General features: G+C 44.7%; 22 protein-coding genes. 12 read left to right on the top strand and 10 right to left on the bottom strand.

The genetic code is table 11. The annotated features are described in order from the left end of the window. Window positions 1-35 precede the first annotated feature (35 nt). On the top strand, window positions 36-833 hold the full coding sequence (gene hpaI, locus JZ784_RS04410) for a 4-hydroxy-2-oxoheptanedioate aldolase (protein WP_346313943.1): 798 nt from the start codon (window positions 36-38) through the stop codon (window positions 831-833). 330 nt (window positions 834-1,163) lie between these two features. Next, window positions 1,164-1,391 (top strand): hypothetical protein, encoded by a 228-nt coding sequence (locus JZ784_RS04415; RefSeq protein ID WP_018572625.1) that lies wholly within the window; start codon window positions 1,164-1,166, stop codon window positions 1,389-1,391. A 35-nt stretch (window positions 1,392-1,426) separates the two neighbouring features. On the opposite strand, the gene JZ784_RS04420 is transcribed toward JZ784_RS04415, so the two are convergent. Next, window positions 1,427-2,146 carry a UDP-2,3-diacylglucosamine diphosphatase gene (locus JZ784_RS04420; RefSeq protein WP_346313944.1) on the bottom strand — a complete coding sequence of 240 codons (720 nt, stop codon included), beginning with the start codon at window positions 2,144-2,146 and terminating at the stop codon, window positions 1,427-1,429. A gap of 117 nt (window positions 2,147-2,263) precedes the next feature. Beyond that, the gene (locus tag JZ784_RS04425; RefSeq protein WP_005010281.1) at window positions 2,264-2,773 is read right to left on the bottom strand and encodes a peptidylprolyl isomerase; all 510 of its coding nucleotides are present in this window, start codon (window positions 2,771-2,773) and stop codon (window positions 2,264-2,266) included. A 167-nt stretch (window positions 2,774-2,940) separates the two neighbouring features. Here JZ784_RS04425 and JZ784_RS04430 point away from each other — a divergent pair, with 167 nt between their 5' ends. From JZ784_RS04430 to JZ784_RS04440, 3 genes are all read left to right on the top strand, one after another. Continuing rightward, a complete protein-coding gene (locus JZ784_RS04430) occupies window positions 2,941-4,665 on the top strand; it encodes a glutamine--tRNA ligase/YqeY domain fusion protein (RefSeq protein WP_346313945.1) in 1,725 nt (574 codons plus the stop codon). 113 nt (window positions 4,666-4,778) lie between these two features. Then, window positions 4,779-5,690 carry a bestrophin family protein gene (locus JZ784_RS04435; RefSeq protein WP_346313946.1) on the top strand — a complete coding sequence of 304 codons (912 nt, stop codon included), beginning with the start codon at window positions 4,779-4,781 and terminating at the stop codon, window positions 5,688-5,690. 111 nt (window positions 5,691-5,801) lie between these two features. Next, entirely contained in the window at window positions 5,802-6,245 is a 444-nt protein-coding gene (locus JZ784_RS04440) for an SRPBCC domain-containing protein (protein WP_346313947.1), read from the top strand. A 43-nt stretch (window positions 6,246-6,288) separates the two neighbouring features. On the opposite strand, the gene JZ784_RS04445 is transcribed toward JZ784_RS04440, so the two are convergent. Further along, a complete protein-coding gene (locus JZ784_RS04445) occupies window positions 6,289-6,825 on the bottom strand; it encodes a lecithin retinol acyltransferase family protein (protein ID WP_346313948.1) in 537 nt (178 codons plus the stop codon). Window positions 6,826-6,931: 106 nt separating this feature from the next. Here JZ784_RS04445 and JZ784_RS04450 point away from each other — a divergent pair, with 106 nt between their 5' ends. After that, window positions 6,932-7,696, top strand: coding sequence for a phosphodiester glycosidase family protein (locus tag JZ784_RS04450; protein WP_346313949.1), 765 nt, complete (start codon window positions 6,932-6,934; stop codon window positions 7,694-7,696). 34 nt (window positions 7,697-7,730) lie between these two features. On the opposite strand, the gene JZ784_RS04455 is transcribed toward JZ784_RS04450, so the two are convergent. The 4 genes from JZ784_RS04455 to putA all read right to left on the bottom strand — a co-directional run bounded on the left by JZ784_RS04455 (window position 7,731) and on the right by putA (window position 13,659). Further along, the gene (locus tag JZ784_RS04455) at window positions 7,731-7,862 is read right to left on the bottom strand and encodes a hypothetical protein (RefSeq protein WP_018572629.1); all 132 of its coding nucleotides are present in this window, start codon (window positions 7,860-7,862) and stop codon (window positions 7,731-7,733) included. Between the two features lie 336 nt (window positions 7,863-8,198). Then, complete coding sequence (locus JZ784_RS04460) at window positions 8,199-8,423, bottom strand: hypothetical protein (RefSeq protein ID WP_005010267.1); 225 nt, start codon at window positions 8,421-8,423, stop codon at window positions 8,199-8,201. A gap of 240 nt (window positions 8,424-8,663) precedes the next feature. Beyond that, entirely contained in the window at window positions 8,664-9,746 is a 1,083-nt protein-coding gene (trmA, locus tag JZ784_RS04465; protein WP_346313950.1) for a tRNA (uridine(54)-C5)-methyltransferase TrmA, read from the bottom strand. A 166-nt stretch (window positions 9,747-9,912) separates the two neighbouring features. Next, entirely contained in the window at window positions 9,913-13,659 is a 3,747-nt protein-coding gene (gene putA, locus JZ784_RS04470; RefSeq protein ID WP_346313951.1) for a trifunctional transcriptional regulator/proline dehydrogenase/L-glutamate gamma-semialdehyde dehydrogenase, read from the bottom strand. A gap of 125 nt (window positions 13,660-13,784) precedes the next feature. Here putA and JZ784_RS04475 point away from each other — a divergent pair, with 125 nt between their 5' ends. Further along, on the top strand, window positions 13,785-14,276 hold the full coding sequence (locus JZ784_RS04475) for an Lrp/AsnC ligand binding domain-containing protein (protein ID WP_018572631.1): 492 nt from the start codon (window positions 13,785-13,787) through the stop codon (window positions 14,274-14,276). A 66-nt stretch (window positions 14,277-14,342) separates the two neighbouring features. Here the strand turns inward: JZ784_RS04475 and putP are convergent, their stop codons facing one another. Next, complete coding sequence (gene putP, locus JZ784_RS04480; protein ID WP_346313952.1) at window positions 14,343-15,857, bottom strand: sodium/proline symporter PutP; 1,515 nt, start codon at window positions 15,855-15,857, stop codon at window positions 14,343-14,345. 461 nt (window positions 15,858-16,318) lie between these two features. Here putP and aspA point away from each other — a divergent pair, with 461 nt between their 5' ends. From aspA to JZ784_RS04505, 5 genes are all read left to right on the top strand, one after another. Further along, window positions 16,319-17,761 carry an aspartate ammonia-lyase gene (gene aspA, locus JZ784_RS04485; RefSeq protein ID WP_346314252.1) on the top strand — a complete coding sequence of 481 codons (1,443 nt, stop codon included), beginning with the start codon at window positions 16,319-16,321 and terminating at the stop codon, window positions 17,759-17,761. Between the two features lie 181 nt (window positions 17,762-17,942). Beyond that, the gene (locus tag JZ784_RS04490) at window positions 17,943-18,302 is read left to right on the top strand and encodes a hypothetical protein (RefSeq protein WP_346313953.1); all 360 of its coding nucleotides are present in this window, start codon (window positions 17,943-17,945) and stop codon (window positions 18,300-18,302) included. A gap of 124 nt (window positions 18,303-18,426) precedes the next feature. After that, on the top strand, window positions 18,427-21,885 hold the full coding sequence (gene mfd, locus JZ784_RS04495) for a transcription-repair coupling factor (RefSeq protein WP_346313954.1): 3,459 nt from the start codon (window positions 18,427-18,429) through the stop codon (window positions 21,883-21,885). Between the two features lie 230 nt (window positions 21,886-22,115). Beyond that, window positions 22,116-22,550, top strand: coding sequence for an HIT family protein (locus JZ784_RS04500; RefSeq protein WP_018572632.1), 435 nt, complete (start codon window positions 22,116-22,118; stop codon window positions 22,548-22,550). Between the two features lie 55 nt (window positions 22,551-22,605). Then, the gene (locus JZ784_RS04505) at window positions 22,606-24,063 is read left to right on the top strand and encodes an adenylate/guanylate cyclase domain-containing protein (RefSeq protein ID WP_346313955.1); all 1,458 of its coding nucleotides are present in this window, start codon (window positions 22,606-22,608) and stop codon (window positions 24,061-24,063) included. Between the two features lie 154 nt (window positions 24,064-24,217). Here the strand turns inward: JZ784_RS04505 and fdx are convergent, their stop codons facing one another. After that, window positions 24,218-24,556 (bottom strand): ISC system 2Fe-2S type ferredoxin, encoded by a 339-nt coding sequence (gene fdx, locus JZ784_RS04510; protein ID WP_005010239.1) that lies wholly within the window; start codon window positions 24,554-24,556, stop codon window positions 24,218-24,220. Window positions 24,557-24,572: 16 nt separating this feature from the next. After that, on the bottom strand, window positions 24,573-26,432 hold the full coding sequence (gene hscA, locus JZ784_RS04515; RefSeq protein WP_346313956.1) for a Fe-S protein assembly chaperone HscA: 1,860 nt from the start codon (window positions 26,430-26,432) through the stop codon (window positions 24,573-24,575). Window positions 26,433-26,468 lie beyond the last annotated feature (36 nt).

Below are 26,468 nucleotides of genomic sequence, written 5' to 3' on the forward strand. Positions count from 1 at the left end.
TCAAGTCAATATCTCATCCTGCATTGAGTGTGTACATGATTGATTATACAAACTACTTTAAGCGTAAATTGAAAACCCAGCAGCAGATTGGCTTATGGGTGGGGTTGGCGGATGCGTACGGCACTGAAATCGCGGCCAACGCCGGCTATGACTGGCTGCTGATTGATGGCGAACATGCGCCCAGCGATTTAAGAACCACATTGGCGCAGCTGCAAAGTATTGCCGCTTATCCGTCACAAGCGGTTGTGCGCCCGCCGATCGGCAGTGTGCAGCTGATCAAGCAGCTGTTGGATATAGGTGCGCAGACGCTGCTGATTCCCATGGTGGAAACAGTAGAGCAGGCACAGATGATGGTAAAAGCCGTGCATTATCCGCCTATGGGCGTGCGCGGCGTGGGGGCAGCCTTAGCGCGGGCAACGCGCTGGAATAGTATTCCTGATTATTACGCCACTGCGCATGAAAATATCTGCCTGCTGATTCAGATCGAGTCAGTCACGGGATTGGAAAATCTAGATGAAATTCTGAAGATTGACGGGATTGATGGGGTATTTATCGGGGCTGTTGATTTGTCAGCAACCATGGGCTATGAAGGCAACCCAAATCATCCGGAAGTGCAAAAAGCGGTCATTGATGCCATACAGCGCATTCGTGCAGCGGGTAAGGCTGCAGGCATATTATCTACACAGCATGAAGCGACGCAGCAATATATGGCGCTTGGAACAGAATTTGTTGCGGTTGGTGTAGATACCAGTGTATTGATGAATTCACTGCGTGCACTTTTGCAAAAATATAAGCCAGATGCAGAATCCATCTGTTCAGAAGGCGGCTATTAAGCCCAGCAGTATTGCGCAGAGAGCAGCCGTTTAGGTGTTTATATGGATGCTGCAGTATGTGAAAATTGAACATTTAATATATGCAAAGTTTGGAATAATAAGTGATTAATTCTAAGCTTTGCATATATTGTAATGACAATGTATAATAAAAACCTATTTAAGAATGGGCGATCTGCCTGTTTAATTTTTTATAGCTGATTGTGATTTATTAGTTTATAGCCAAATGGCCTAAAAACTGTGTAGAAAACTGCATGGCTGCAGTCGAAGAATTATTATTCCAAACCCGTTTATTAATCCTCTTTGTTGTGTCACAAAAAGCTCAATTGTTGAGTGAATATCTTGGAAATTTTAAATCAATGGCGTACAGCCATAGCCGTAAATGGCGATATTGTACAAGTACAAGTGGTTCCGCTTAACCGTAAGCAAAATACGGTAGGCGGCTTTATTTGGGTTCCGGTAGGAGAAGAAATCTTATTGGAATCTGGTCAAACAGTTCCTATGAATTTAGACGGATCCAGCTTTTACATTGGACAGAATCAACTATTCCGTTTGAAGTAAATCTGGCTGAATAATGAGTGATTTAAAAAATGGCATCAATAGTGCCATTTTTTTAGCTCTAAATTTAGCTCAGGATTTTGCGGATCCAGCTCCAACATCAGCGCTTCATGTTCACGCCAGTCGCCTAAAACAATACGCGGCTTGCCGTGCACATCATGGATTTGCGGGCGGTGGGTATGGCCATGAATTAAAATATCCGCATCTGACAAAGCAAGTTCAACAGCGTGCTGATTGACATCCATAACCTCATAGCTTTTGATTTGATTGGCTTGCTGGCTTTTTTTGCGGAAGCCATTGGCGAGTTTTTGACGGAAGCTTAAAGGCATTTTCTTTAAAAAGCCCAGTAACAGCGGATTGCGGATAATTTTACGGAATTTTTGATAGGAGACATCATCGGTACAGAGCAGGTCGCCGTGTTCTAAACGGATAATGGACTGTGCAATTTTTAAATATTCGATGTCTTTCAGCAATGTGCCGTCGAATTTTTGCAGAAATGTTTTGCCCAATGCGAAGTCGCGGTTGCCTGATAAAAAGTAAATTTGATTGCCGGCATCATTAAACTGCTTTAAGGCAATGATGATTTCATCCAGCCATGGCGCGCTGTAGTCATCGCCAATCCATGCATTAAACCAATCGCCTAAAATATACAGCTGGGTGTTGTTGTTTTTATAAGCATTTAATAAATCTAGAAACCCCCGAACGAGCCGAGGGTGATCTGGTGACAAGTGTAAATCTGCGATAAACAGGTAGGTCACGAATCTTTTCCTTATTTTAGAATCCCTCCCAGCCTCCCTTTGATAAAGGGAGGTGTACTTGCATCTAGTCAAGAAGCTCCCTCCTTAATTAAAGGAGGGCTGGGGAGGATTTAAAAATTATTCAGAAATGATTTTAGCAGATTCAATTACAACGTTTTCTAGCGGCACATCAGCGTGGTAACCGCGGTTGCCAGTGCGAACGCCTTTAATTTCGTTTACAACATCTAGGCCTTCAGTAACTTTACCGAAAACTGCGTAGCCCCAGCCTTGTGCATTTTTGCCAGAGTGGTTCAGGAAAGCATTGTTGCCAACGTTAATAAAGAATTGCGCAGATGCAGAGTGAGGTGCTTGTGTACGCGCCATAGCAATTGTGCCAAGGTCATTGGTCAGGCCGTTGTCAGCTTCGTTTTCAATTGCATCACGTGTTGCTTTTTCTTTGAAGTTTTCATCCATGCCGCCGCCTTGGATCATGAAGCCATCAATCACACGGTGGAAAATCACGCCGTCGTAGAAACCGTCACGAACATACTCTAAAAAGTTAGCAACAGTTTTTGGCGCTTTTTCACTGTTAAGCTCAAGCACAATACGGCCTTTAGTGGTGTTTAATTCGACTTGAGGAAAACTCATGGTGTAATCTCCTGAACATGGCCTGCAAAGCCATGGGTTTTTTGGTTGTGAGAAGCATAAGCAAACTGTAAACTACAAGGCAAGTAAAAACGTTATTTTCTTTGTTAAAATGATCAAATAGCGTTTTAATTCTCTTAATTTTTTATTTTAAAAGTGATTTTACTGTTATGAAGCCAAATGATGTTGTTTCAACACTGCCGAACACCCCGACACCAAATAGCAACGCCGTCGACACTGTGCAGCAGGAACAACAGCCAGGCTTAGACTTTGTGCGTCAAGTGATTACCGATGATTTGGCTTCTGGCCGTACGCAGCAAGTGGTTACACGTTTTCCGCCAGAGCCGAATGGCTATCTGCACATTGGCCATGTAAAAGCAATTTGCTTGAACTTTGGGATTGCACAAGAGTTTGATGGCTTATGCAACCTGCGTTTTGATGATACAAACCCGGATGCTGAAGAACAAGAATATGTCGATGGTATTGCCAACGACGTAAAATGGTTAGGCTTTGAATGGAATGGCGAACCGCGCTATGCATCAAGCTATTTTGACCAGCTTTATACCTGGGCGGTGCAGCTCATTGAGCAAGGTGACGCATATGTTGACTTGCAAAGCCCTGAAGAAATCCGTTTAAACCGCGGCAACTTTATTGAGTTAGGTAAAAACTCACCGCAGCGTGATGCAACCGTTGCAGAAAACTTAGCGCGCTTTGAACAAATGCGTAATGGCGAGCTGGGTGAAGGTCAGGCGGTTTTACGCGCCAAAATTGATATGGCTTCTCCTAACGTTCACATGCGTGATCCGATTCTTTACCGCGTACTGCATTCAGAGCATCATCAAACGGGTGATAAATGGAAAATGTACCCAATGTACGACTATGCGCATCCTTTATCTGATGCGATTGAAGGCATTACGCATTCATTGTGCACATTAGAGTTTGTTGATCACCGTCCGTTCTATGACTGGGTGATCGAGAAGGTGAAATCACCCTCTGTGCCGCGTCAGTATGAATCAAGCCGCTTAAATGTTGATTACACCATTACTTCTAAGCGTAAATTGCGCCGTTTAGTGGATGGCGGTTTTGTGAATGGCTGGGACGATCCGCGTTTGCCTACAGTTGTGGGGATGCGCCGCCGCGGTTTTACAGCAGAAGGCCTGCGTGAATTCTGTAAGCGTGTGGGTGTTACAAAAGTCGATGGCAGTATTGTTGATGTGGCAATGCTTGAATTCTGTATCCGTCAGTCTTTAGAAAATACCGCAAGCCGCGGCATGGCGGTGTTAAATCCACTGAAAGTGACCTTAACAAATTTGCCTGAAGCAATGGATTTGGTACATGCGCGCCATCCTAACGTGGACATGGGCGAGCGTATTATTCCGCTAACTTCTGAGCTATTTATTGACCGTAAAGACTTTGAAGAAGTTGCACCAAAAGGCTTTAAGCGTTTGATTCCGGGCGGTGAAGTGCGTTTACGCCATGCTTATGTAATTAAGTGTGACGAAGTGATTAAAGACGAAAATGGTGAAGTTGTTGAGCTTAAGTGCTCGATCGATCCGGAAACTCTAGGCAAAAACCCTGAAGGGCGTAAGGTGAAAGGTGTTGTGCACTGGGTATCTGCGACTAAAGGCGTGAAAGCTGAAGTGCGTATTTATGACCGCTTATTCACAGAAGCAGACCCTGAAGTAAGCGAAGACTTCCTTGATAATTTAAATCCAAATTCGTTAACGATTGTTGAAGCGGTGATTGAGCCGGCATTGGCGGAAGCTCAGCCTGAAGACCGTTTCCAATTTGAGCGTGAAGGCTACTTTGTTGCAGATCAATACGATCATACAAGCAGCAAACCGGTGTTTAACCGCATTTTGGATTTAAAAGACAGCTTTAAGCCAGGTAAATAAAACCTCGTGTTTTCAATGGGATTAACCTTTGAATTCTAAATAGGTTAAGATCAAGCTCAACTTCGGTTGGGCTTTTTCATGCCGCTTCATCTGTAGAACAATAAGGAATAGCTGTGATTATCCGCGACAAAACCAATAGCTTTAAATTGCTGTTTGCATGGCATGGCACAATTTTGCCAAAAGTCTTTCCTGCATTGCTGGTTGTGGTGCTGATATCTGCCGGTTTGGTTTATATGGCGGCTCGGCACTACGTAGCTGTTCCAGAGGTGCCTGCAATTGGCTTTACCATTTTTGGGGTCATTCTTTCCATCTTCTTAAGTTTCCGCAATACAGCCTGTTATGACCGCTGGTGGGAAGGGCGCAAGCTTTGGGGTGCGCTGATTGCAAATACACGGCATATCATACGTGATACATATGTGCTGGAGGATGATGCCCGTGAAGTGATGATCTATCGTGTGATGCTGTTTACGCACTTGCTGCGTGACCGCCTGCGCAAATCACATGCGGCGTATGATCATTACCAAAAGCATATTCTGTTCAGTGAGCAGCAGTGGCAGATATTGCAGGTACATTTGAACCCGCCGCAATATGTCATGGAAATTGTACAAAAAGATCTAGCTGGCTTTTATAAGCAAGGACTGATCACCGATATTATCTACAGTGCATTAACCAGGCACACAATCGCATTGGGCGATATTCATGCAGGCTGTGACCGTATTTCATCGACACCGCTGCCATTTTCCTATTCTGTGCTGCTGCACCGCGCCGTGTATTCCTTCTGCTTTATTCTGCCGTTCAGCTTGGAATCCAGCTTAGGCATTTGGACACCGGTCATTGTGGCGCTGATTGCGTATCTTTTTTTAGGGCTGGATGCACTCAGCGCTGAGCTGGAAGAGCCTTTTGGTGAACAGGAAAATGATCTGCCGCTGGATTCAATTGTGCGCAATATTGAGCGTGAAATGCTTACATCAATAGGGGCTGAACTGCCGCCAGTCATCCATGCGCATAAGAGTAATTTAAGCTGAAAAATGCTGTGCCTTCCAATTTTGAAGATAACAATTTTGTGATATGAAGCCTGCTTAAAGCTGTGTTATCACAGAGAGATCTCGAACAGTAAGACTTGGAAGGATGAAGTGATGAGCATAGTGATTGAAACCCAAATGCTGATACGGAAATCAGCCAATATCGTTTTTAATGCTTTTGTAGATCCGCTAATCACTACACAGTTTTGGTTTAGCCAATCCACCGGTTATTTGGAAAAAGGTAAGTCTGTACAATGGACATGGCAAAAATATAATGCAGCAGCCAATGTGCATGTGCTGGATATCCAAGAAAATAAATTAATTCGCATTATATGGGGTGAGCCGAAAAGCAAAGTTGATTTTGTATTTGAAAAAATTTCGGCTCTGGAAACCTATGTGACGATTAAAAATTATGATATCCCCCTTGAAGGAGATGCATTAATGAACTTTGTGATCGACAGTACGGGCGGTTTTACGACTGTGCTGGATGCTGCAAAAATACATTTGGAACATGGCATTCACGCGAACTTTGTGCAGGATAAGTTCCCGCCATTCTAAAAAAATACAGTGAGTTTATCCAACAGCTGCATCAAGGTTTAAACTAGTGTTTTTTATGTTCCTGCTGCTTTAATTCTGTATAAACGGATATTTGCATTTTTGCTTTTTCGTGTAACTTCTTCTTAATATAAAAGACCAGAGCGAAACAAGTTGTAGTTACGGTCAGCATCATACTGTTCATAAAACTCATTGCGGAACTGACATAGCCGATTGTCGTCAGCCGGTTCATCATGCGCACGACTTGAGGGCTGCTTTCTACACCTGTAATGGCCCAAGTGCATAGATGTTCACAGTTATTGATGATCAGATGATAATTATTTTCATGCATGCGCGAGCGCATGCGGCGTACAACTTTACGGCCAGTATATTTAGGCGCACGGTAAGGCTGAATTTTAAATTTTTTACCATGGCAAAAAGCCTCCAAAGAAGTGATTTCGATGGGGTGCTTTTTGAAGAGATGAGCGAAACCTGAGTAATGAATTACTCTGCCTCGTCCTGCATAGATTCCATGATGGCTATAACCAAGATGCTTAATGATTAAATGCGCCCCTAGAGGAATCCGTGGTGTCTGCTGGTGCATGTAGACGTTTACCAATAAAGCTGCAAGTGTATTTTTATGGTCTAGTCTACTTCTTTTCTGCGAATTAATCGACTATTTTGGAATTAATGGGGATGGGCATTCTGCAGTGAAATTATTAAATACATGGAATCTGCCTGTGAAGGCGAGTTTCTTGACGTTGAGCCTTTTTGCTGTGCAGCAGGCACCCGCAAAACTGCGCAGCTGGGAATCTGAAGAACCTATTCAGAGCGCAGTCGTTGAAGTGCGGGACTTTAAAAACTTAGGATTGTACCTTTACAGCCCTCAGAACACGCCTTATCTAAGGTTCAGCAGGCTGGACGCTGCATTGCGCAAACGCTGCAGGATTCTGCAATTTGCCATGAATGCAGGTATGTATCATGCGGACTTTTCACCAGTGGGGCTGTATGTTGAAAATGGTCAGCAGCTGCGCGGGCTGAATAAGGCCAAACATGGATTTGGCAACTTTTTCATTCAGCCCAATGGGGTCTTGGCATGGAATGATCAAAAAGCGCTGATTCAGACCACTGAGGCTTTTCAGCGGAATCATTTTAAAGCCAAATATGCAACGCAATCTGGCCCAATGCTGGTGATTAACGGCAAGATCAATACCAACTTTCTGCAGGATGCCAGCTCGCATAAAATCCGCAATGGGGTGGGCATTAAGGATCAGAAGCTGTATTTTGTCATCAGCCGTGAGCCAGTCACATTTTATCAGTTTGCATCCTACTTCAAAGACAGCTTGAAAACAGACAATGCACTGTATTTGGATGGCAGCATTTCCAGCCTATATTCAAGCGGCTTAAATTTGCATGATGCATCGCGGGATTTAGGACCGATGCTTGCATACAGTGAGCCGTCAGCGTGTAAATAGGCTGAATTGGGGCAAGCTTTAACTTAAGCAGACTTTAAGGCTGTTTAGATGCCATATTCAGAAATGCGCTTTGCATATTGCAGGCTTGAACAGCATCTTCTTTGCTTAATCCCTTGATGCTGTCTTCAAACTCTTTTTTATGCGCTTTAATTTGGTCTTCCGGCATTCCCATCTGCTTAGAAAGGGATTCGATCTTTTTCCAGGATTCGCTGCATTCCTTCGGCACTTGGCTGCATGCGTTTAGACTGAGAATAACTATACTACTTGTAATGACGCTAAATGATTTCATGATTGCCCTATAATTATTGAATGGTTTTTTATGCTGAAACGGCACCGAGTAAAAAATGCTGTTCAAGCTTTTTAGAGTTATTTTTTAATACAGCAGAGAATATAGAACAAGATAACTGTTTAATAAAGATAAAAGCAAAGTTAGGTTGATAGTATTCATTCAATAAAAAAGGCATTTAGTGTGCTAAATGCCTTTTTTTGAAACTCAGACCTGCTATTGAAGCGGCAAGTGCTGAAGTTCATTGAGCTCTTTGCGGCTGTAGCCTCGAGAAGCTAACACTTTTTTAATGCCAATAATGACATCTTCATCGGCGGCTTTCGCTAACGCTTGAAGAAGCTGTTCATTGGTTTTGCAAGAACAATCATTTTCAACACAAGCAATTTGATTTTTATGCTCGTTTTCCTGTTCATTCGAAAACAGTTTTTGCCAAAAACTCATAGAGCCTTCATCTGCAGCCTAACATAGGACGAAATATATCCAAACCAGTAAATAAAGCAAGCCGACAAGAGAGATAAAAGCATCAATCAAATGCTGTTTTTTCCGATTGATAGGCCTCTAATAAGCGAAATTTCTGAATCTTACTGTATGTAAGCTCTTAAGTGACTCATTTTTAATAAAATAAAAAGGGTTTTAGATAAAACCCTTTTTATGGCATTAGTATGACTGGAAATAAATTGTTTAAATCTTTTCCAGCAAAACGCCAGATTCCACATGATGGGTGTATGGGAACTGGTCAAACATTGCAAACTGCACAATTTTATGGCTTTGCAATAGTGTTTTCAAATTGTCATGCAAGGTATCCGGGTTGCATGAGATATAGATAATACGTTCAAAACGCTGCAGCAGTTTGAGGGTTTCATCATCAATGCCGGCACGCGGCGGATCGACAAAGACCGTGTCAAAATCATAGCTGCTCATATCAATGCCAGCTTCTTCTAAGCGGCGGAATTCACGTTCGCCATTATAGGCTTGGGTAAATTCTTCTGCAGACAGGCGGGCAACTTGAATGTTATCAATGGCGTTTTTTTCAATATTCCACTGCGCAGCATAAACCGAAGACTTTGCCAATTCAGTGGCTAAAACACGTTTAAAGCGCGTGGATAATGGCAGTGTAAAGTTGCCGTTGCCGCAGTAAAGCTCCAGCAGATCTTTGTTGGACTGCTGCGCTGCATTGCAGGCCCATTCCAGCATTTTCTGGCACACTTTTGCATTGGGCTGGGTAAAGCTGCTTTCAATTTGCTTGTATTGATAGCTGCGGCCGAAAACGCTGAGTTCTTCAACCACATAGTCATCGGTCAAAATGACACGCTGTCCGCGGCTGCGGCCGTAAATTTTAATATTCAGTTTATTGGATAATGCTTTGGCGGCAGTTTCCCACTCTGCATTGAGCGGGCAGCGGTAGACCAAAGACACAAGCATTTCGCCTTTTAGCGTTGCTAAAAAGTGCACTTCAAATAAGCGGTTCGAGAGAATTTTTTGGGCTTTTAATTCATCGAGCAACACCGGCATTAATGCATTAATGCTTTGATCCGCAATTGGAAAATCTTTGATTTCAACGACTTTCTTTTGGTCGTCTGCATCACGTTCAAACATCGCATAGAACATATCATCTTCAGTATGCCAAATACGGAATTCTGCGCGCATGCGGAAGTTTTGCTCTGGTGAATTGAAAACTTCTAATGAGGGAGGATTAAATTCGGCAAATTGCGCTGAAATACGCTCAACTTTTGCATCAAGTTGTTGCTGATAAGATGAAGTCATATACAGAAAAAATCACAAACATGTTCAAAGCTGGGATGGTAGCAAAGATTGAACTTCAACGGTCAAATTATTCTTTCAAAATAGCCATTTTTTTATCATTTTCAGCTGGCATAAAAAGCAAACCCGTACGGATACGGGTTTGCTTCCTCTGAGGGTAGAGGACTGGTTAGCTCATGGTCATCAGGCTGGCATTGCCGCCAGCAGCCGCAGTATTGATGCTGACTGCGCGTTCGATGACAAAACGTTCCAGCGGAATATCATGCTGACCCGGCTCTAAGCGAGTAATGCCGATAATCGCGCCATCACGTGCAGCAATTTGTTTTTGCAGCTGAAGCAGCTGCGCTTCTGTGCCATGCAGCAGCACGGCATCAAACTTGCCTGTTTCAATCGTGGCCAGCACGGCGATGCGGGCGGCAACGGCTTTAGGCATCTGCTGCAAATATTTAAGAATGAATGTGTTCTCTGCTAAGACTGCAGGCTGTGAACCGACTTTTAAGATTGCAAGCAGCTGATGGATATAGTCCTGCTCTTGCTCTGCAAGCAGCAGTACGCGGCTGCGCGGCAATACAGCATACTGGTTGCTTTCACCTGTTGGGCCTTGCAGTTCAAAACTTTGGCCTGCGCAGAAGCCTTCTGGCAGCTGTAGTGAATGCTGCGGAAACATGTGTTCAGCCCATTGCTTGAATTGCTCATACAGAGCTTCATGGTTCGGCAGAGCTTCAGCTTTGCCTACAGCAAAAGGCTGAGCCAGTTTTTTATGGCTGCAATGCTGCATTAAGCGGTAAGCATAGATCGGGCCGCCCGCTTTAGGGCCGGTGCCTGACAGGCCTTCGCCGCCAAATGGCTGCACGCCTACCACTGCGCCGACAATATTGCGGTTAATGTATAGGTTGCCGACTTCCGCTTTGCCGATGACGGTTTGAATGGTTTCATCAATACGGGTATGCAGGCCCATGGTCAGTCCATAACCTTTGGCATTGATTTGATCAATCAGCTGATTAAGCTCACCGTATTTATAGGTAATGACATGCAGGACTGGACCAAAGACTTCACGTTCCAGATCATTCAAGTTTGGCAATTCAATCAGGGTTGGCACAACAAAAGTGCCTGAGGTTAAGGCAGATTGATCGCTATTGCGCATGAATTGATGAACCTGATGGCCTTTGGCGCGCATTTTATCAATGTGCGTATCAATAATGCCTTGGGCTTCAAGGTCAATGACTGGGCCAATATCCGTATTTAATAAATACGGTTTGCCGACATTCAGCTGCTGCATTGCGCCTTTGAGCATGGCAATCACGCTTTGGGCACTGTCTTCCTGCACGCAAAGAATGCGCAGGGCAGAGCAGCGCTGGCCCGCACTGTCATAGGCTGAATTGACTACGTCCAAAATGACCTGTTCTGTTAATGCCGATGAATCCACGATCATGGCATTTTGCCCGCCAGTTTCAGCAATCAGCGGAATAGACTGTCCTGAACGGCTCAAGCGCTGCGCTGCGGTCTTTTGCAAAATTCTGGCAACTTCAGTTGATCCGGTAAACATGATGCCTTGCACACGTTCATCCGCACTCAGTTTGGCGCCAACAGTTTCGCCGCGGCCAGGCAATAGCTGCAATACAGATGGAGGGACGCCTGCATCCCAAAGCATTTGCACAGCTTGCGCTGCAATCAGCGGGGTTTGCTCAGCAGGTTTGGCAATGACCGTGTTGCCAGAGGCTAATGCCGCCGCAATTTGGCCTGAAAAAATGGCCAGCGGGAAGTTCCATGGGCTAATGCACAGTACCGTCCCTAAAGGTTCAATTTGTACGGCATCATCCAAGTCAATGATTTGCGCCGCATAGTAGCGCAGGAAATCGACAGCTTCGCGGACTTCGGCAATGGCATTGGCATAAGTTTTACCGCTTTCACGGCAAAGCAGAACCATCAGCTGCTGCAGATTATTTTCCATGCTGTCAGCGGCGCGCTGCAGGCAGGCTGCGCGGTCATTCTTCGCTAAACTTTTCCATGCCTGCTGCGCTTCTTCTGCATTGGCTAAAGCTGAATCCACTTGATCCAAAGTCGTTTCAGTCACATGCCCCACAACATCTAAATGATCAGCTGGATTCAGCACAACAATAGATGTTGCGTCTGCAGCTGCCTGCAAATTGCTGCCCATAGGCGCAGCTTGCCATTGCTGCTGATGCAGCGCTTGCGCAGTAGCGTCTAGCGCCGAAAGGTCATGATCATTGGCTAAGTCAAAACCGGCAGAATTTTTGCGCATATCGCCATATAAATGGACAGGATATGGAATGGCTGGATGCTTCAAGCCGGCTTTGCCTTCCGCTTGCGCGGCATCTTCGATGGTAATGCGCGGGTTTTCGATTAAGTCATCAATCTGTAAAGTTTTATCTGCAATACGGTTTACAAAAGAAGTATTTGCGCCGTTTTCCAGCAAGCGGCGCACTAAATAAGCCAATAAAGTTTCATGGTTGCCCACAGGTGCGTAGATACGGCAAGGCACGCCTAATTTTTGATCTTTCTTGTCTCCGACAACTTGCTGATACAGCGGCTCACCCATGCCATGCAGGCATTGGAATTCGTATTGGCCGGCATAGTATTTTGCAGGATCTGCCAAATGATAGATTGTTGCCAGTGTCTGCGCGTTATGCGTTGCAAACTGCGGGTAAATCAATTCAGGCGCATCCAGCAGCTTTTTGGCGCAGGCAATATAAGACAGGTCTGTATGCACTTTGCGGGTAAAGACCGGGTAATCCGCCATGCCGTCAATCTGCGCTTTCTTAATTTCACTGTCCCAATACGCGCCTTTCACCAATCGGATCATTAAGCGCTTTTGGCTGCGTTTGGCTAGATCGACCACATAATCGACCACATAGAAACAGCGTTTTTGATACGCTTGAATCACAAAGCCGATGCCTTTCCAGTCCTCCAGCTGCGGTTCAAAGCACAGCCGTTCCAAAAGCTGCAGTGAAATTTCTAAACGTTCAGATTCTTCAGCATCAATATTTAAGCCAATATTGTAATGCTTTGCCAATACAGCAAGCTTCAGCACTTTGTCATACAGTTCGTCTTGCACGCGTTCAATCTGAGCGCGCTGATAGCGCGGGTGCAGCGCAGAAAGCTTGATAGAAATGCCAGGGCCGTCATAAACATCTTTATTGGCAGAGGATTGGCCAATGGCATGAATGGCATTGGTGTAATCATCATAATAGCGTTCTGCATCAGGGGCGGTTAAAGCCGCTTCGCCCAGCATGTCGTAGGAATAGCGGAAGCCTTTCTCTTCTAAAGTTTCAGCATTTTTTAAAGCTTCGCTGATGGTTTCCCCAGTCACAAACTGTTCGCCCATCATGCGCATTGCCGCGTCAACCGCTTTGCGGATAATGCCGCGGCCGCTGCGCGCCAATAGGCCGGTCAGCAAGCCAGACAGATTGTTGGATTTTGGCGTTTCCATTAATTTCCCGGTCAGCATTAAGCCCCAGGCCGCCGCGTTGACAAACATCAGGCTGCTTTGACCTAAATGGTCTTTCCAGTTGCCTTGGTTGATTTTGTCTTTAATTAATAAGTCACGGGTGGCGGTATCCGGAATGCGAAGCAGCGCTTCAGCCAAGCACATCAGTGCAATGCCTTCTTGAGAAGATAAAGAAAACTCTTGCAGCAGTCCTTGCACGATACCGGCTTTGCCTGAATCGCCTTTGCGCTCACGCAAGCTGTGCGCTAAGTCAAATGCCAGCTTGTAAATACGGTCTGAAATTTCAGGATCGATTTTGCTGTTTTCCAGCAAATTTTCTACGGTTTCACTTTCATCACGGCGCCATGCACGGTTGATTTCCATTTCATATTCGGTTTTTACATCAAAAGGGGTGATATAACCGGGCTGCGTTTGGGCTTCGCTGAATTGAGATCTTGCTTCCATCATTTTTACGCCAACATCCTGTGACAGTGAAAATTTAAATTGAGTATTCGGGTTTATTTAATTTATGATCACAGAAAATATGGCGTACAACTCACTATATTTTGCTTAATTTTTAGGGAAAAATTCAAATGGCGAGCCCAATCATGACGTTGGACCGTACAGATATCAGGATATTGGATATTCTGCAAAAAGATGGACGGCTTTCGAATATTAAACTGGCGGAAATGGTGAATTTATCACCAACAGCAGCCTTGGCGAGAGTGCAGAAACTCACGAAAGATGGGTTTATTTTAGGCTATGAAGCAAAGCTCAATCCAGACATGCTGAATAAAAGTTTTGTCGTTTTTGTCGAAATTCTTTTGGATAAAACCACGCCCAATGTTCTGGAAGAATTTACCGATGCCGTTATTCAATATCCTGAAATTGTGGAATGCCACATGATCAGCGGAGGATTTGACTTTGTGGTGAAAATCCGCTGCGCCAGCATGGAAGAATTCAGAAAAATATCAGGTCAGGTGCTGTGGCAGCTGCCGGGGGTGAAGGAAACCCGCAGTTACCCTGTCATGGAAGTGATTAAGGAGTCTTCCCAGATTGAGATCAAGCAGCCGCTGAAAAAATAACAGTTTTGTACAGGCAATATAAAAGGGGCTGAGCGCCCCTTTTTTATTAAATGCTTAAATTAAATCTTATTGCTTAGATTTAAGCTCAAGCATTTCTTTTTCATACAGAGCATTGGCCTGATCAAAACGGTCGGTGACCTCTTTCGATGGCGCTTTGCTGATTAAGCTGAAAATGACAATGCTGATCAGGGAGAAAATAAAGCCAGGGATGATTTCATAAATGCCTGTATCCGCCATCATGTTTTTCCACAAAATTACCGTTGCAGCGCCTACGATCATGCCTGCAATCGCACCATTCAATGTCATGCGCTTCCAGAACAAAGACAGGAGAATCAATGGGCCAAATGCAGCGCCAAACCCAGCCCATGCATAAGCAACCAGTCCAAGAACTTTGCTTTCAGGATTGAGGGCAAGAATAATGGCAAGCACCGCAATGGCAAGCACCATCAAGCGGCCAATCCAGACTAATTCTTTTTGAGACGCATTTTTACGGATGAAAGCTTTATATAAATCTTCGGTCAATGTGCTTGAACAGACCAAAAGCTGGCAGCTGAGCGTACTCATGACGGCCGCTAAAATGGCCGCCAATACGACGCCTGAAACCCATGGATTGAACAGGATTTTAGTCAATTCCATGAACACTGTTTCAGGGTTCGCAGTCACTGCTGCGGCATGCCCCGGGTGAATGTTGAAGTAGGCGATGCCTAAGTAGCCCACGGCAACTGCGCCGCCTAAGCAAAGAATCATCCACGTCATGCCAATGCGGCGCGCAGATGGAATGGATTTTACGGAATCCGCAGCCATAAAGCGCACGAGAATATGCGGCTGGCCAAAATAGCCCAAGCCCCATGCCATGGATGATAAAATTGCGACCACGCCTAAATCGGAAATCATATTATTTGCCAATGGGCGCACCGATTCAACCACAGCCGTAACTTGCTGCGCATGATCGCCAATTGCCATATAGGTCATGATGGGCGCCAGCAGCAGAGCAAAAATCATTAAGCCTGCTTGGAAAGTGTCTGTCCAGCTGATGGCAAGAAACCCGCCAATGCAGACATAGCTGATCGTGGCGATTGCGCCAATCCAAAGTGCAGAAGTGTAATTCCAGCCAAACAAGCTTTCAAACAGGCGCGCGCCTGCAACCATGCCGGAAGCGCAATAAATGGCAAAAAAGATAAGAATGACGAATGCTGAAATAATGCGCAGAATTTTTTTAGTATCACCAAAACGGCTGGTGAAATAATCTGGCAATGTTAACGCATTATGCTGTACTTCGGTATGAACGCGCAGACGTCCAGCGACCAGCAGCCAGTTGAGCCAAGCACCGATAATTAAACCAATTGCAATCCATGCTTCTGATAAGCCGGATAAATAAATTGCGCCAGGCAAGCCCATCAGCAGCCAGCCGCTCATGTCAGATGCGCCAGCAGAGAGTGCGGTAACGACGCTGCCTAAGCTGCGCCCGCCTAAAATATAGTCGTCAAAATTTGTCGTTGCCTTGTAGGCGTAAAGCCCGATGCCAAGCATTGCCACGATATAGAAAATAAACGTGATTAGCGTTGGATTGAGTTGGCTCATAACTATGCCATCCATTGTCTGTTCAAATGACCATCTTTCCAAAGATGAATTATTGTTCGATATGACCGAGGTGCAGATTCAACCATAATTTAAAAATTACGCTCTGTTACAGTTGAGTGCTATTTATTATAGTTTTGTGAAACTGTTTGTAAATTTAGTTACAAAGAAAAGAAATTCATTGATTTTTAAAATTTGGCTATATGTATGAATATTATCCAGCCGGCCGAGCTGTTTTGAAAATAAGATGATGTAGACTTCAATTTGATTTCATTTTAAATCACGCAAGACGCTAAAGGAAGGAGAGTAAGCTAATTTACGAATTGTCACAGTATTTACGTAAAGGCTTTACTGTTAATAATTTATTGCATAATGAAATAAAAATGTTGTGGAGTCGGCTATAAGACAAGATACGATAATTTTGCACAACTATGGTGCATTTATAGAGAGTATGTAACGTGTCGATGGTTCAATTGGAAAAAACAAGAATAGAACGTGATTTGCTGGGAGCCAAAGAAGTCCCAGTAGAAAGCTATTACGGCATTCATACTTTGCGGGCATTGGAAAATTTCCAAATTTCTTCGAATAAGGTGGGTGAAAACCTGCCTTTTATCCGCGCTTTGGCGCAGGTGAAAAAAGCATCGGCAAAAACCAATTTGCAGTTTGATAAAATCTCAGCAGAAATCAGTACGGCAATACAGCAGGCCTGTGACTGCTTAATTGCAGAACCTGAACAGTGGAGCCATGCTTTTCCGCTGGATGTGTATCAGGGCGGCGCAGGGACATCAATTAATATGAACTGCAATGAAGTCATTGCCAATATTGCATTGGAACAGCTGGGTTTACATAAAGGCAGCTATTCACATATTCATCCGAATGATCATGTCAATAAGTCACAATCTACCAATGATGTTTATCCAACTGCTTTGCGTTTAGCGGTGTATTACAGCTTGGATCAATTGCTGGCTGCTTTGCGCACAATTATTGACAGCATTTACGCAAAATCCGCTGAATTCGAGTTTGTGATAAAAATGGGCCGTACGCAGCTGCAGGATGCTGTGCCGATGACATTAGGGCAAGAGTTCCGCGCTTTTGCGACTTTATTAAAAGAAGACTTAAAGCTGATTGATTCAACCCGCCAGCTGCTGCTAGAAATCAACTTAGGCGCGACGGCGATTGGCACAGGGGTGAATACGCCAGCAGGCTACGCCGAGCAGGCGGTTCAGTCATTAAAAGAGATTACGGGGTTGGCGCTGATTGGTGCGGAAGACTATGTAGAAGCCACCAGCGATTGCGGCGTGTTTATTATTTTATCCAGCACATTAAAGCGCCTTGCCGTCAAATTGTCCAAAATCAGCAATGATTTGCGCCTGTTGAGTTCTGGTCCGCGTACAGGTTTGGCTGAAATCCGCTTGCCTGAGCTGCAGGCGGGTTCTTCGATTATGCCAGCCAAGGTCAACCCTGTGATTCCAGAGGTGGTCAATCAGATTGCATTTAAAGTGATCGGGAATGATTTGACGGTGACATTGGCTGCCGAAGCTGGCCAATTGCAGCTGAATGTGATGGAACCTGTGATTGCCGTATCCATTAATGAATCGATTAATTTGCTGTGTCAGGCCATTCAGACCTTAGATGTAAAATGCATTCAAGGCATTCAGGCGAATGAGCAGGCTTGTTATGATGCCGTCATGCGCAGCGTCGGCATTGTTACACTGCTGGATCCAATTTTAGGGCATGCCAAGTGCGATGAAATTGGCAAGCAGTGTATCGCCGAAAATAAAACCATTCAGCAGGTGGTTTTAGAGCAGGGCTTGCTGACACAGCAGCAGCTGGATCATATTTTTGCTTTTGAAAACTTAGTGTCAGAAGTAAAGTTCGGGCAGTCCGCATTGGCTCAGGTCTCTTAATGAAAATCGATGACTGCAGCTATGATGCGCTTTAAAAGTACAGGTGCAGTCAGTTTCGAATAAAATGCCCTATAAAAAGCAGCCGAATTGGCTGCTTTTTATATGAATGCAGAAAACAGTTGAATCTGAAGCCGCTGATTCGTTCTAGAATAGTGTTTTGCTGCTGAATCCATAGATAGTTATGTTCGACAAAATTTCCTCCATATTTAAAAGCAATAAGCCAACAGCTGAGCAGCTGTATAAGGAAGAGCATCAGATTTCATTTGAAGAAGGTGCGGGTTATATCATCAAGGGTATTCTGCTGAATCAAGAGCATGGCAAGCGCTTAGAGCATTTGTCTAATCGCCGTATTTCAAGTTTTGACGATTTGAAAGCTTTATATAGCGCAGCCATCATTATCAATGAAAGAATTGATTTGGAAATTGCTCATCAGCGTTTTACAGCGCATTTGGGCAATACTGAAGAAAATCTGCTGGAATTAAAGCGCTGTCTAAAAATATTAAATGACTATTACAGAGGGTTTCTGCGCGACCGAACATAGGCTGCATCCTCCGTCTTGCCAGCAAAGAAAATGAAACTTTAAGCTGGCAGGCAAAAAGCAGGTGAGGAATAAATACATCGTGCTAAAATAATACACATGTTGTTTAGACTTTAAAGCTATATACATGTTCCAACAAGAAATATCACAACTGAAACTTAGCCAGCTCAAGGCTGGTGAAAAGCGCTGGATTGGCAATTTGCAAGGCTCGGCGGCTGGTCTGCTGTTTAAAGAAATTGCAGCGCAGAATAAGCAGCTGTTTGTCATTGTCGCCCGCAACAGCCAGCATCTAGGCCAGTTGGAAAGTGAGCTGGAATTTTACGGAATAAAGCCCACAATTTTTCCGGATTGGGAAATTTTGCCTTATGACCGCCTGTCACCGCATCAGGATATTGTGTCGGAACGTTTGGCAATTTTATCAAATATGCCGAAATCAGGCGTGCTGCTGATTTCTGCGTCTACTTTAGCGCAGCGCATTGCGCCGGCTTCATGGGTGCTGGGTGAGCATTTTGATATTAAAGTCGGACAGAAATTTGATTTAGAACAGCAAAAACTCAAACTGATTCAAGCGGGCTATCATCTGGTCGATACGGTGTATGATCATGGAGAATTTGCGGTACGCGGCAGCATCATGGATATCTATGCCTCAGGTCAATCCGCGCCTATACGCATAGACTTGTTTGATGATGAAATTGAAACTCTGAAATTTTTTGATCCTGAAACGCAGCGCACTTCAGAAACACTGCAAAATTTTACGGTGCTTCCGGCTAAAGAATTTCCATTAAAAGAAGGCCGGGCTGTATTCCGCGACCGCTATGCGGATATGTTTCCAGCAGCCAATCCAAAGAAAAATCCAATTTATCAGGATGTGTTAGAAGGCATCGCATCTCCTGGGCTGGAGTTTTATCTGCCTTTATTTTTCAGTGCTGAAGCAATGCAAAGCCAAAGTACGCTGATGGCGTACTTGCCAAAGAATGGCATTGTCATTACAGATAAAGACGTAGATGAGGGCTTAACCCAGTTTTGGAAAGAAGCTATACGCCGTTATGAAGACCGCCGGCATAATGTTGACCATCCGATTTTAGCCCCAGAACATCTGTTTATGCAGCCCAGTCAAGTGCTGGAGCAGTTGAATCTTTTTGGCCGGGTGATTGCTTCAAGTGAATGCTTTGAAGAAAAATCGGGTGTGCTGAATATTGAGTCGGAATTGCCGCCTAGGCTGCCTGTGGATCCAAAGCGGGAAAAGCCATTTGCCGAAGTTAAAAATTATATAGACCGCAGCGGTCATCCAGTACTGCTGGTTGCAGAAAGCGCTGGCCGGCGGGAAACATTAAAAGATGCCTTACGCCCGTCTTTAGGCGATATTCCGTACGTCTCGAATTTTAATGATTTTATCGAATCGCTGCATGCAGTTGCCATTACCAATGCGCCTTTAGAGCGCGGCTTATTGCTGACCGGCAAGATTACGGTTATTTCAGAAAATCAGCTGTATGAACACCGTGTGGTGCAGCGCCGCCGCAAACGTCAGCAGGATGTTTCCGAAGAATTTTTAATCCGCAGTTTAACTGAGCTGAGCCTGGGCGCTCCCGTCGTGCATATCGATTATGGTGTAGGCCGTTATGCCGGGTTAGTCACCTTAAGCATTGATGATCAGGATCATGAGTTTTTACAGCTGGATTATGCAGATGCCGCCAAGGTTTATGTGCCGGTGACCAACTTGCATCTGATCAGCCGTTACAGCGGCGGTGATCCTGATTTAGCGCCTTTGCATAAGCTGGGTACAGATGCCTGGAATAAAGCAAAACGTAAAGCCTTAGAGCAGATCCATGATGTGGCCGCGGAGCTTTTGCATATTCAGGCGCGCCGCCAGTCTAAGCCGGGTTTTGGATTTGAGCTGGATCAGAGTCTATATATGCAGTTTGCCAGCGGTTTTGCATATGAAGAGACATTGGATCAGGCCAATGCAATTGAAGCCACGCTGCATGACATGCAGTTAGCCAAACCGATGGACCGTTTAGTCTGCGGTGATGTCGGTTTTGGCAAAACAGAAGTGGCAATGCGGGCGGCCTTTGTCGCCGTGCAAAATAACAAGCAGGTCGCCGTTCTGGTGCCAACAACCTTATTGGCGCAGCAGCATTACGAATCATTTAAAGACCGTTTTGCCGATTGGCCGGTACGGATCGAGGTGTTATCGCGTTTTGGCACATCCAAGTCACATACGAAAACGATTGAAGATTTGGCTGAAGGCAAAGTGGATATTGTGATTGGCACACATAAGATCCTGCAGGAAAATGTGCAGTTCAAAAATCTGGGACTGATGATTGTTGATGAAGAGCACCGCTTTGGCGTGCGTGACAAAGAGCGGATCAAAGCCCTGCGCGCAGATGTGGATATGCTGACGTTGACCGCAACCCCAATTCCGAGGACGCTGAATATGGCTTTCAGCGGCATGCGGGATTTATCGATTATTGCGACGCCGCCCGCCCGCCGTTTAGCCGTAAAAACTTTTGTGCAGGAACATACGGCTGAATCTATTAAAGAGGCGATTCTTCGTGAATTGCTCCGCGGCGGCCAAGTGTATTTCCTGCACAATGAAGTGGATACCATAGAACGCACAGCCGAGAATATTCGAGACTTAGTGCCGGAAGCGCGTGTAGCCGTAGCGCATGGCCAGATGCGCGAGCGTGAGCTGGAACAGGTCATGCAGCAGTTCTACCACAAAGAATACAATGTGCTGGTGTGTTCAACCATCATTGAAACAGGCATTGATGTGCCAAATGCCAACACCATATTGATTGAACGGGCGGATAAGCTGGGTTTGGCGCAGCTGCATCAATTGCGCGGACGGGTTGGCCGGTCTCATCATCAAGCTTATGCCTACTTGCTTGTACCGTCGATAAAAGGCTTAAAAGGCGATGCGGAGAAACGCCTTGATGCGATCAGCCGTGCGTCAAACCTAGGCGCGGGCTTCATGCTGGCGACAGAAGATTTGGAAATCCGCGGCGCAGGTGAACTGCTGGGTGAACAGCAAAGCGGCTCGATGCAGGCCATCGGATACAGCCTGTATATGGAGATGCTTGAAAAAGCCACAAAGGCCATTCAAAAGGGCAAAGCCCCGAATTTCGATGCGCCATTGTCATTGACTGCAGAAATTACTTTGCATATGCCCGCTTTAATTCCAGATGAATATTTGGGTGATGTGCATCAGCGCCTGCTGTTCTATAAGCGTATCAGCAATACAGACAGCACAGACAAATTGGATAATATCCGGATGGAGCTGATCGACCGTTTTGGTGTGCCGCCGCAGCCGGTCAAGCATTTGTTCGCTGTGCATCAAATCCGCCTCAAAGCAGAACAGCTGGGCATTACTAAAATTGATATCAGCAGTCATGGCGGGCACTTAGAGTTTTCACCGGATACTCCTGTGCAGGCTATAAGCATTATTCAAATGATGCAGAAACATCCGACCTTTTTTAGAATGGAAGGCGGGCAGCGCTTAAAAGTCATGGTGATGCTGGAAGATTATGAAAAGCGCATACAGTTTTTGAATGATCTGCTGGATAACTTAATGAAAGAATTGCACTGAATGTAAAGTTTTTTTAATGAATGGCGGTATGTGCAGCTGCATTTCTGCACATATTTTATTCTTTTTAAGAAATCTTTGATTTTTTTCATAAATTTATTAAAGTTTTATGTGTGATTTAATTCAGCTAAATGCAATGATATTTATACTGAAAACATAAAGCTGAGAATATTCACGTCCATAAGGATGTGATAGTATTGGCTATCATTCTAATTTGCATCATTTATAAAGATATGTTTAGTTTACATCCACAACTTGCTCAAGATACGTTTTATGTAGGCGATTTTCCACTGTCAACATGTCGTTTAATGAATGATATGCAATTTCCGTGGCTCATTTTGATCCCTCGCGTACCAGGCGTTACAGAACTTTATGAGCTGAGCCAGGCTGATCAGGAGCAATTCCTGCGTGAATCGAGCTGGCTGTCAAGCCAATTGGCCCGTGTATTCCGTGCCGACAAAATGAATGTTGCTGCTCTGGGCAACATGGTGCCGCAGCTGCATTTTCATCATGTCGTACGCTATCAAAACGATGTGGCTTGGCCAAAACCAGTATGGGGCACGCCGGCAGTTCCATACAGCAACGATGTACTGGCGCATATGCGTCAAACTTTAATGCTTGCACTTCGCGGTCAAGGCGACATGCCATTTGACTGGCGCATGGATTGATCAGAAAGCGGTCTATAACGGGGTATGATTGTGATTGTCTGTTAGGAGTGAGTGTGTGCCATTAGACGATTGGATCAATAAAGAACCAAAACAGTTTGAATATTTTCATCGATTGATGGGGTATATCATGCTGTCTTTGGTTGTAGTCGTTTATTACTACACTCAGCCAGATACAGAATATCAAGTCTATATCCCGATTTTTTTGCTGCTTATCTTGCTGATCACGCCAAAACTCTCGCATTGGCTGATCTATCGATACAATAATAAAGTTAAACGCACAGTATTGTTTTTTATTGATATTGTTGTGATCTCGGTCATGCTGTCGGCAGTGCATCTGAATTTGGTGCTGACTTTTCTTGGCCTGTTTGCGCTGCTGTATACAATCATCAGCAACAAAATATCCTTTTTGATGGTGTCTTTAGCCAGCCTCACCGGAATAGTCGTTTTTTATTTCTGCACGATTTTTATTTTCGGCTTTCATGAATATTTTGAACCGACCAACAGCGAATTAACCATTTTAGGCTTTATCTGTTTAATTTCTTATTTTGGTGTGGGCAGTTTTTATCAGAGTGGCCAAACTTACTATCTCGCGAAGAAAAAAGATCATTACTTTGATCAAATGAACCGCTATATGGAATTTGCCAATCAGCTGAGCCGCTATGCGCCAGTGCAGTTGTGGCAATCCATTATGAAAGGTGAATCAGAAGCAAAAATTGAATACAAGCGTAAAAAGCTCACCGTATTCTTTTCTGATATTCAAGGTTTTACTGAGCTTTCTGAAACATTGATTCCGGATGACTTGGCTTTCCTGCTGAATGATTATCTTAGCCACATGACCGAGATTGCCAAGCAGTATGAAGCAACTGTCGATAAATTCATGGGCGATGCGATTCTGATTTTCTTTGGCGATCCGCATAGCCAGGGCGTCGAGCAGGATGCTAAAGTCTGTTTAGAAATGGCGATGGTCATGCGCCAGCAAATGAAGCTGCTGCGCGAGCGCTGGGTTAAAATGGGCTATCCGCCCTTGCATATCCGCATGGGGATCTCGACGGGCTATTGCCACGTTGGGAACTATGGCGCGGCGCACCGCATGGCTTATACCATTGTGGGCCGAGATGCCAACTTGGCTGCGCGGCTGCAAAGCGCGGCTGAAGTAGATGAAATTTTAATTTCTGATGATACGCATCAGCTGGTGAAAAACGATTACCTTTGTGCGCCGAAAGCGCCAATTTATTTGAAAGGTATTAAAGGGCCTGTCCGGACTTGGCAAGTCATGGAAAAATATTCTTCGAAGAAGACAGATTATCAGCGCTGGTTTGATTACGAGTACAAAGGTTTTCATTTGCTGCTGAACTTGGATGAAGTTCAGAACTTTGAATATCCGGAATTGATCCTGGTACTGGAAAAAATGATTAAACGCTTGCAGACCCAGCAAAAAATGACCAACTCAGAAGGTATTGTGAAGCTGAATCTGGAAGATGAAGTGATTGTGGAAGAAACACATCATCATTAATGATTTGGACAGCCAAACAAGAATAAGCATTATTTATCGGCTTTTTAAAAATTTGGTGTCTGATTCGGTACTTATTTTTAATATTTAATGAATTTTCTGTATTTTGAGATATAAAAAAACCGCTGATTTCAGCGGTTTTTTGATTTTTAAACAATCAGTGATTTTCAGAAGCATGATTGATGGTGTACTTTGGAATTTCTACTTCCAAATCTTCATCTTCAATTTTGACTTGGCAAGACAGGCGGGAATCTGGTTCCAAGCCCCATGCGCGGTCTAGTAAGTCAGCTTCAATATCATCCATTTCATCTAAACCGTCAAAGCCTTTACGGACAATCACATGGCAAGTGGTGCATGCTTTTGACATGTCGCAAGCATGTTCAATTTTAATGCCGTTATCGAGCAGGCTCTGGCATAGATTTGCATTCTGCTCAACTTCAAACTCAGCGCCATTAGGGCAAATGGTTGCGTGAGGCAATACTTTAATACGTGGCATAGTCTTTACCTATAAATTAGTTTGAGTTTGACCAGTCGTCGAGCTTGGTGCCCTTAAGTGCGGCATCAATATGCTGATTCATGCGCGCTGCAGCAAAGGCGTCGCTGTGTATTTTAAGCTGTTCTACAGCTTCTTCAATGGCTTTAATTTCATCACCTTCAAGCTGAACTTCGAGCTGAGCTTTGGCAGTATTTAAAGCAGACAATTCTGATGCAGATAAAAGCTGCGCATCGGCTTTTAAAGCCTGCTCTAAAGCTTCAAGTTCGCGTTTAGCTTCAACTTTGGTTTCTTGCAGGTGCCGAAGTGCTTTGTCTTCTTCTGCAAATTTAAAACCGTCCAGCAGCAGGCGTTCAGTATCTGAGTCTGATAAGCCATATGAAGGTTTAATATCAATTTGCGCATGCACGCCAGAAGTCGTTTCTGTTGCTGAAACAGTGAGCAGGCCATCTGCATCAACCTGGAAAGTCACTTCAATGCGAGCCTGACCGGCAGTCATTGGTGGAATGCCGCGTAACACAAAACGGCCAAGGCTGCGGCAGTGTTCTACCAAGTCGCGTTCACCTTGAACCACATGAATCAGCATGGCGGTTTGGCCGTCTTGATATGTAGTGAATTCTTGGCGGCGCGCGACGGGGATGGCGGTATTGCGCGAAATTAAGCGTTCTACCAAGCCGCCCATGGTCTCTAAGCCAAGAGACAGCGGGGTAACGTCCAGCAGCAAGGCGCCATCTTGAGCATTGCCGATCAGCTGATTGGCTGTAATGGATGCGCCAATGGCAACGACTTCGTCAGGATTGATAGTGCAAAGCGGTTCTTGATTGAATACTTCACCTACAGCTTTTTGCACCGCATAAGAACGGGTAGAGCCGCCCACCAAAACGACATTCTGAATGTCATTCAGCTCTAATTTGGCATCACGCATCACGCGTTTGCAGACACTGATGGTTTTGTCTAAAGCGATTTTAATAATCGCTTCAAATGCAGGGCGGTCTAAGGTTAAGCTTTGATCTAAAAGTTTCAGTTCAACAGATTCAGCATCCGATAACGCTTCTTTGGCTTTACGCGCTGCAACAATGAAATGTGCAAATTCGGTGTCATTTAAATGTTCAATTTGAAGCTGCTTTTTTGCCCATTTCACAATCAAGCGGTCTAAATCATCACCGCCCAGCGCAGTATGGCCGCCTGTTGCTAAAACTTCAAAGACACCTTGAGAAAAACGTAAAATGGAAACGTCAAATGTGCCGCCGCCTAAGTCATAAATGACATAGTTGCGGTCTTGCGCTAAATTGCTTTCTTGGTCTAGGCCGTAGGCCACGGCCGCAGCTGTAGGCTCATTGAGCAAGCGGAGAACATTTAAACCGGCTAACTGAGCGGCATCACGCGTTGCTTGGCGCTGCGCCTCATCAAAATAAGCTGGAACAGTAATGACTGCGCCATTGACTGGATTTTTTAAACTTTCTTCTGCGCGGTCTTTTAATTGCTTTAGAATTTCAGCTGAAATCTCAACAGGTGTTTTTCGGCCCTGAGCAGTTTCAAAGGCAGGCATTTGACTGTCTTCGCCAGACAATTCATAGGGATGCTGAAATTTAATGTCTGCCTTAGAGCGGCCCATAAAACGCTTTACAGAGACAATGGTATTTTTAGGATCTGCTGTAATAAAGGGTTTTGCATCATCGCCATATTCGGTGCTTTGAGCAGAATAGTGCACGATTGATGGAAGTAACACACGGCCTTGCTGGTCTTGAAGCACTTTGGCTTTACCTGAAAGAACAGTGGCAACCAAAGAATGGGTGGTGCCTAAATCGATACCAATCGCAATGCGATGTTCATGCGGTGCACTTGATTGACCTGGTTCTGCAATCTGCAAGAGAGCCATTGTGTTACATCCTTAGAACTTAAATATTTGTAAACA

This window comes from Acinetobacter sp. CWB-B33, from assembly GCF_039655955.1.
GTDB classification, from domain to species: domain Bacteria; phylum Pseudomonadota; class Gammaproteobacteria; order Pseudomonadales; family Moraxellaceae; genus Acinetobacter; species Acinetobacter bouvetii.

Bases quoted from the DNA above. Each gene is read 5' to 3' on its own strand.
- mfd (WP_346313954.1), top strand. From the start codon at position 18,427: ATGTTCCAACAAGAAATATCACAACTGAAACTTAGCCAGCTCAAGGCT.
- putP (WP_346313952.1), bottom strand. From the start codon at position 15,857: ATGAGCCAACTCAATCCAACGCTAATCACGTTTATTTTCTATATCGTG.
- JZ784_RS04475 (WP_018572631.1), top strand. From the start codon at position 13,785: ATGGCGAGCCCAATCATGACGTTGGACCGTACAGATATCAGGATATTG.
- JZ784_RS04500 (WP_018572632.1), top strand. From the start codon at position 22,116: ATGTTTAGTTTACATCCACAACTTGCTCAAGATACGTTTTATGTAGGC.
- JZ784_RS04440 (WP_346313947.1), top strand. From the start codon at position 5,802: ATGAGCATAGTGATTGAAACCCAAATGCTGATACGGAAATCAGCCAAT.
- hpaI (WP_346313943.1), top strand. From the start codon at position 36: ATGATTGATTATACAAACTACTTTAAGCGTAAATTGAAAACCCAGCAG.
- hscA (WP_346313956.1), bottom strand. From the start codon at position 26,432: ATGGCTCTCTTGCAGATTGCAGAACCAGGTCAATCAAGTGCACCGCAT.
- JZ784_RS04490 (WP_346313953.1), top strand. From the start codon at position 17,943: ATGTTCGACAAAATTTCCTCCATATTTAAAAGCAATAAGCCAACAGCT.
- JZ784_RS04455 (WP_018572629.1), bottom strand. From the start codon at position 7,862: ATGCCGGAAGACCAAATTAAAGCGCATAAAAAAGAGTTTGAAGACAGC.
- trmA (WP_346313950.1), bottom strand. From the start codon at position 9,746: ATGACTTCATCTTATCAGCAACAACTTGATGCAAAAGTTGAGCGTATT.
- putA (WP_346313951.1), bottom strand. From the start codon at position 13,659: ATGATGGAAGCAAGATCTCAATTCAGCGAAGCCCAAACGCAGCCCGGT.
- fdx (WP_005010239.1), bottom strand. From the start codon at position 24,556: ATGCCACGTATTAAAGTATTGCCTCACGCAACCATTTGCCCTAATGGC.
- aspA (WP_346314252.1), top strand. From the start codon at position 16,319: ATGGTTCAATTGGAAAAAACAAGAATAGAACGTGATTTGCTGGGAGCC.
- JZ784_RS04430 (WP_346313945.1), top strand. From the start codon at position 2,941: ATGAAGCCAAATGATGTTGTTTCAACACTGCCGAACACCCCGACACCA.
- JZ784_RS04425 (WP_005010281.1), bottom strand. From the start codon at position 2,773: ATGAGTTTTCCTCAAGTCGAATTAAACACCACTAAAGGCCGTATTGTG.
- JZ784_RS04460 (WP_005010267.1), bottom strand. From the start codon at position 8,423: ATGAGTTTTTGGCAAAAACTGTTTTCGAATGAACAGGAAAACGAGCAT.
- JZ784_RS04445 (WP_346313948.1), bottom strand. From the start codon at position 6,825: ATGCACCAGCAGACACCACGGATTCCTCTAGGGGCGCATTTAATCATT.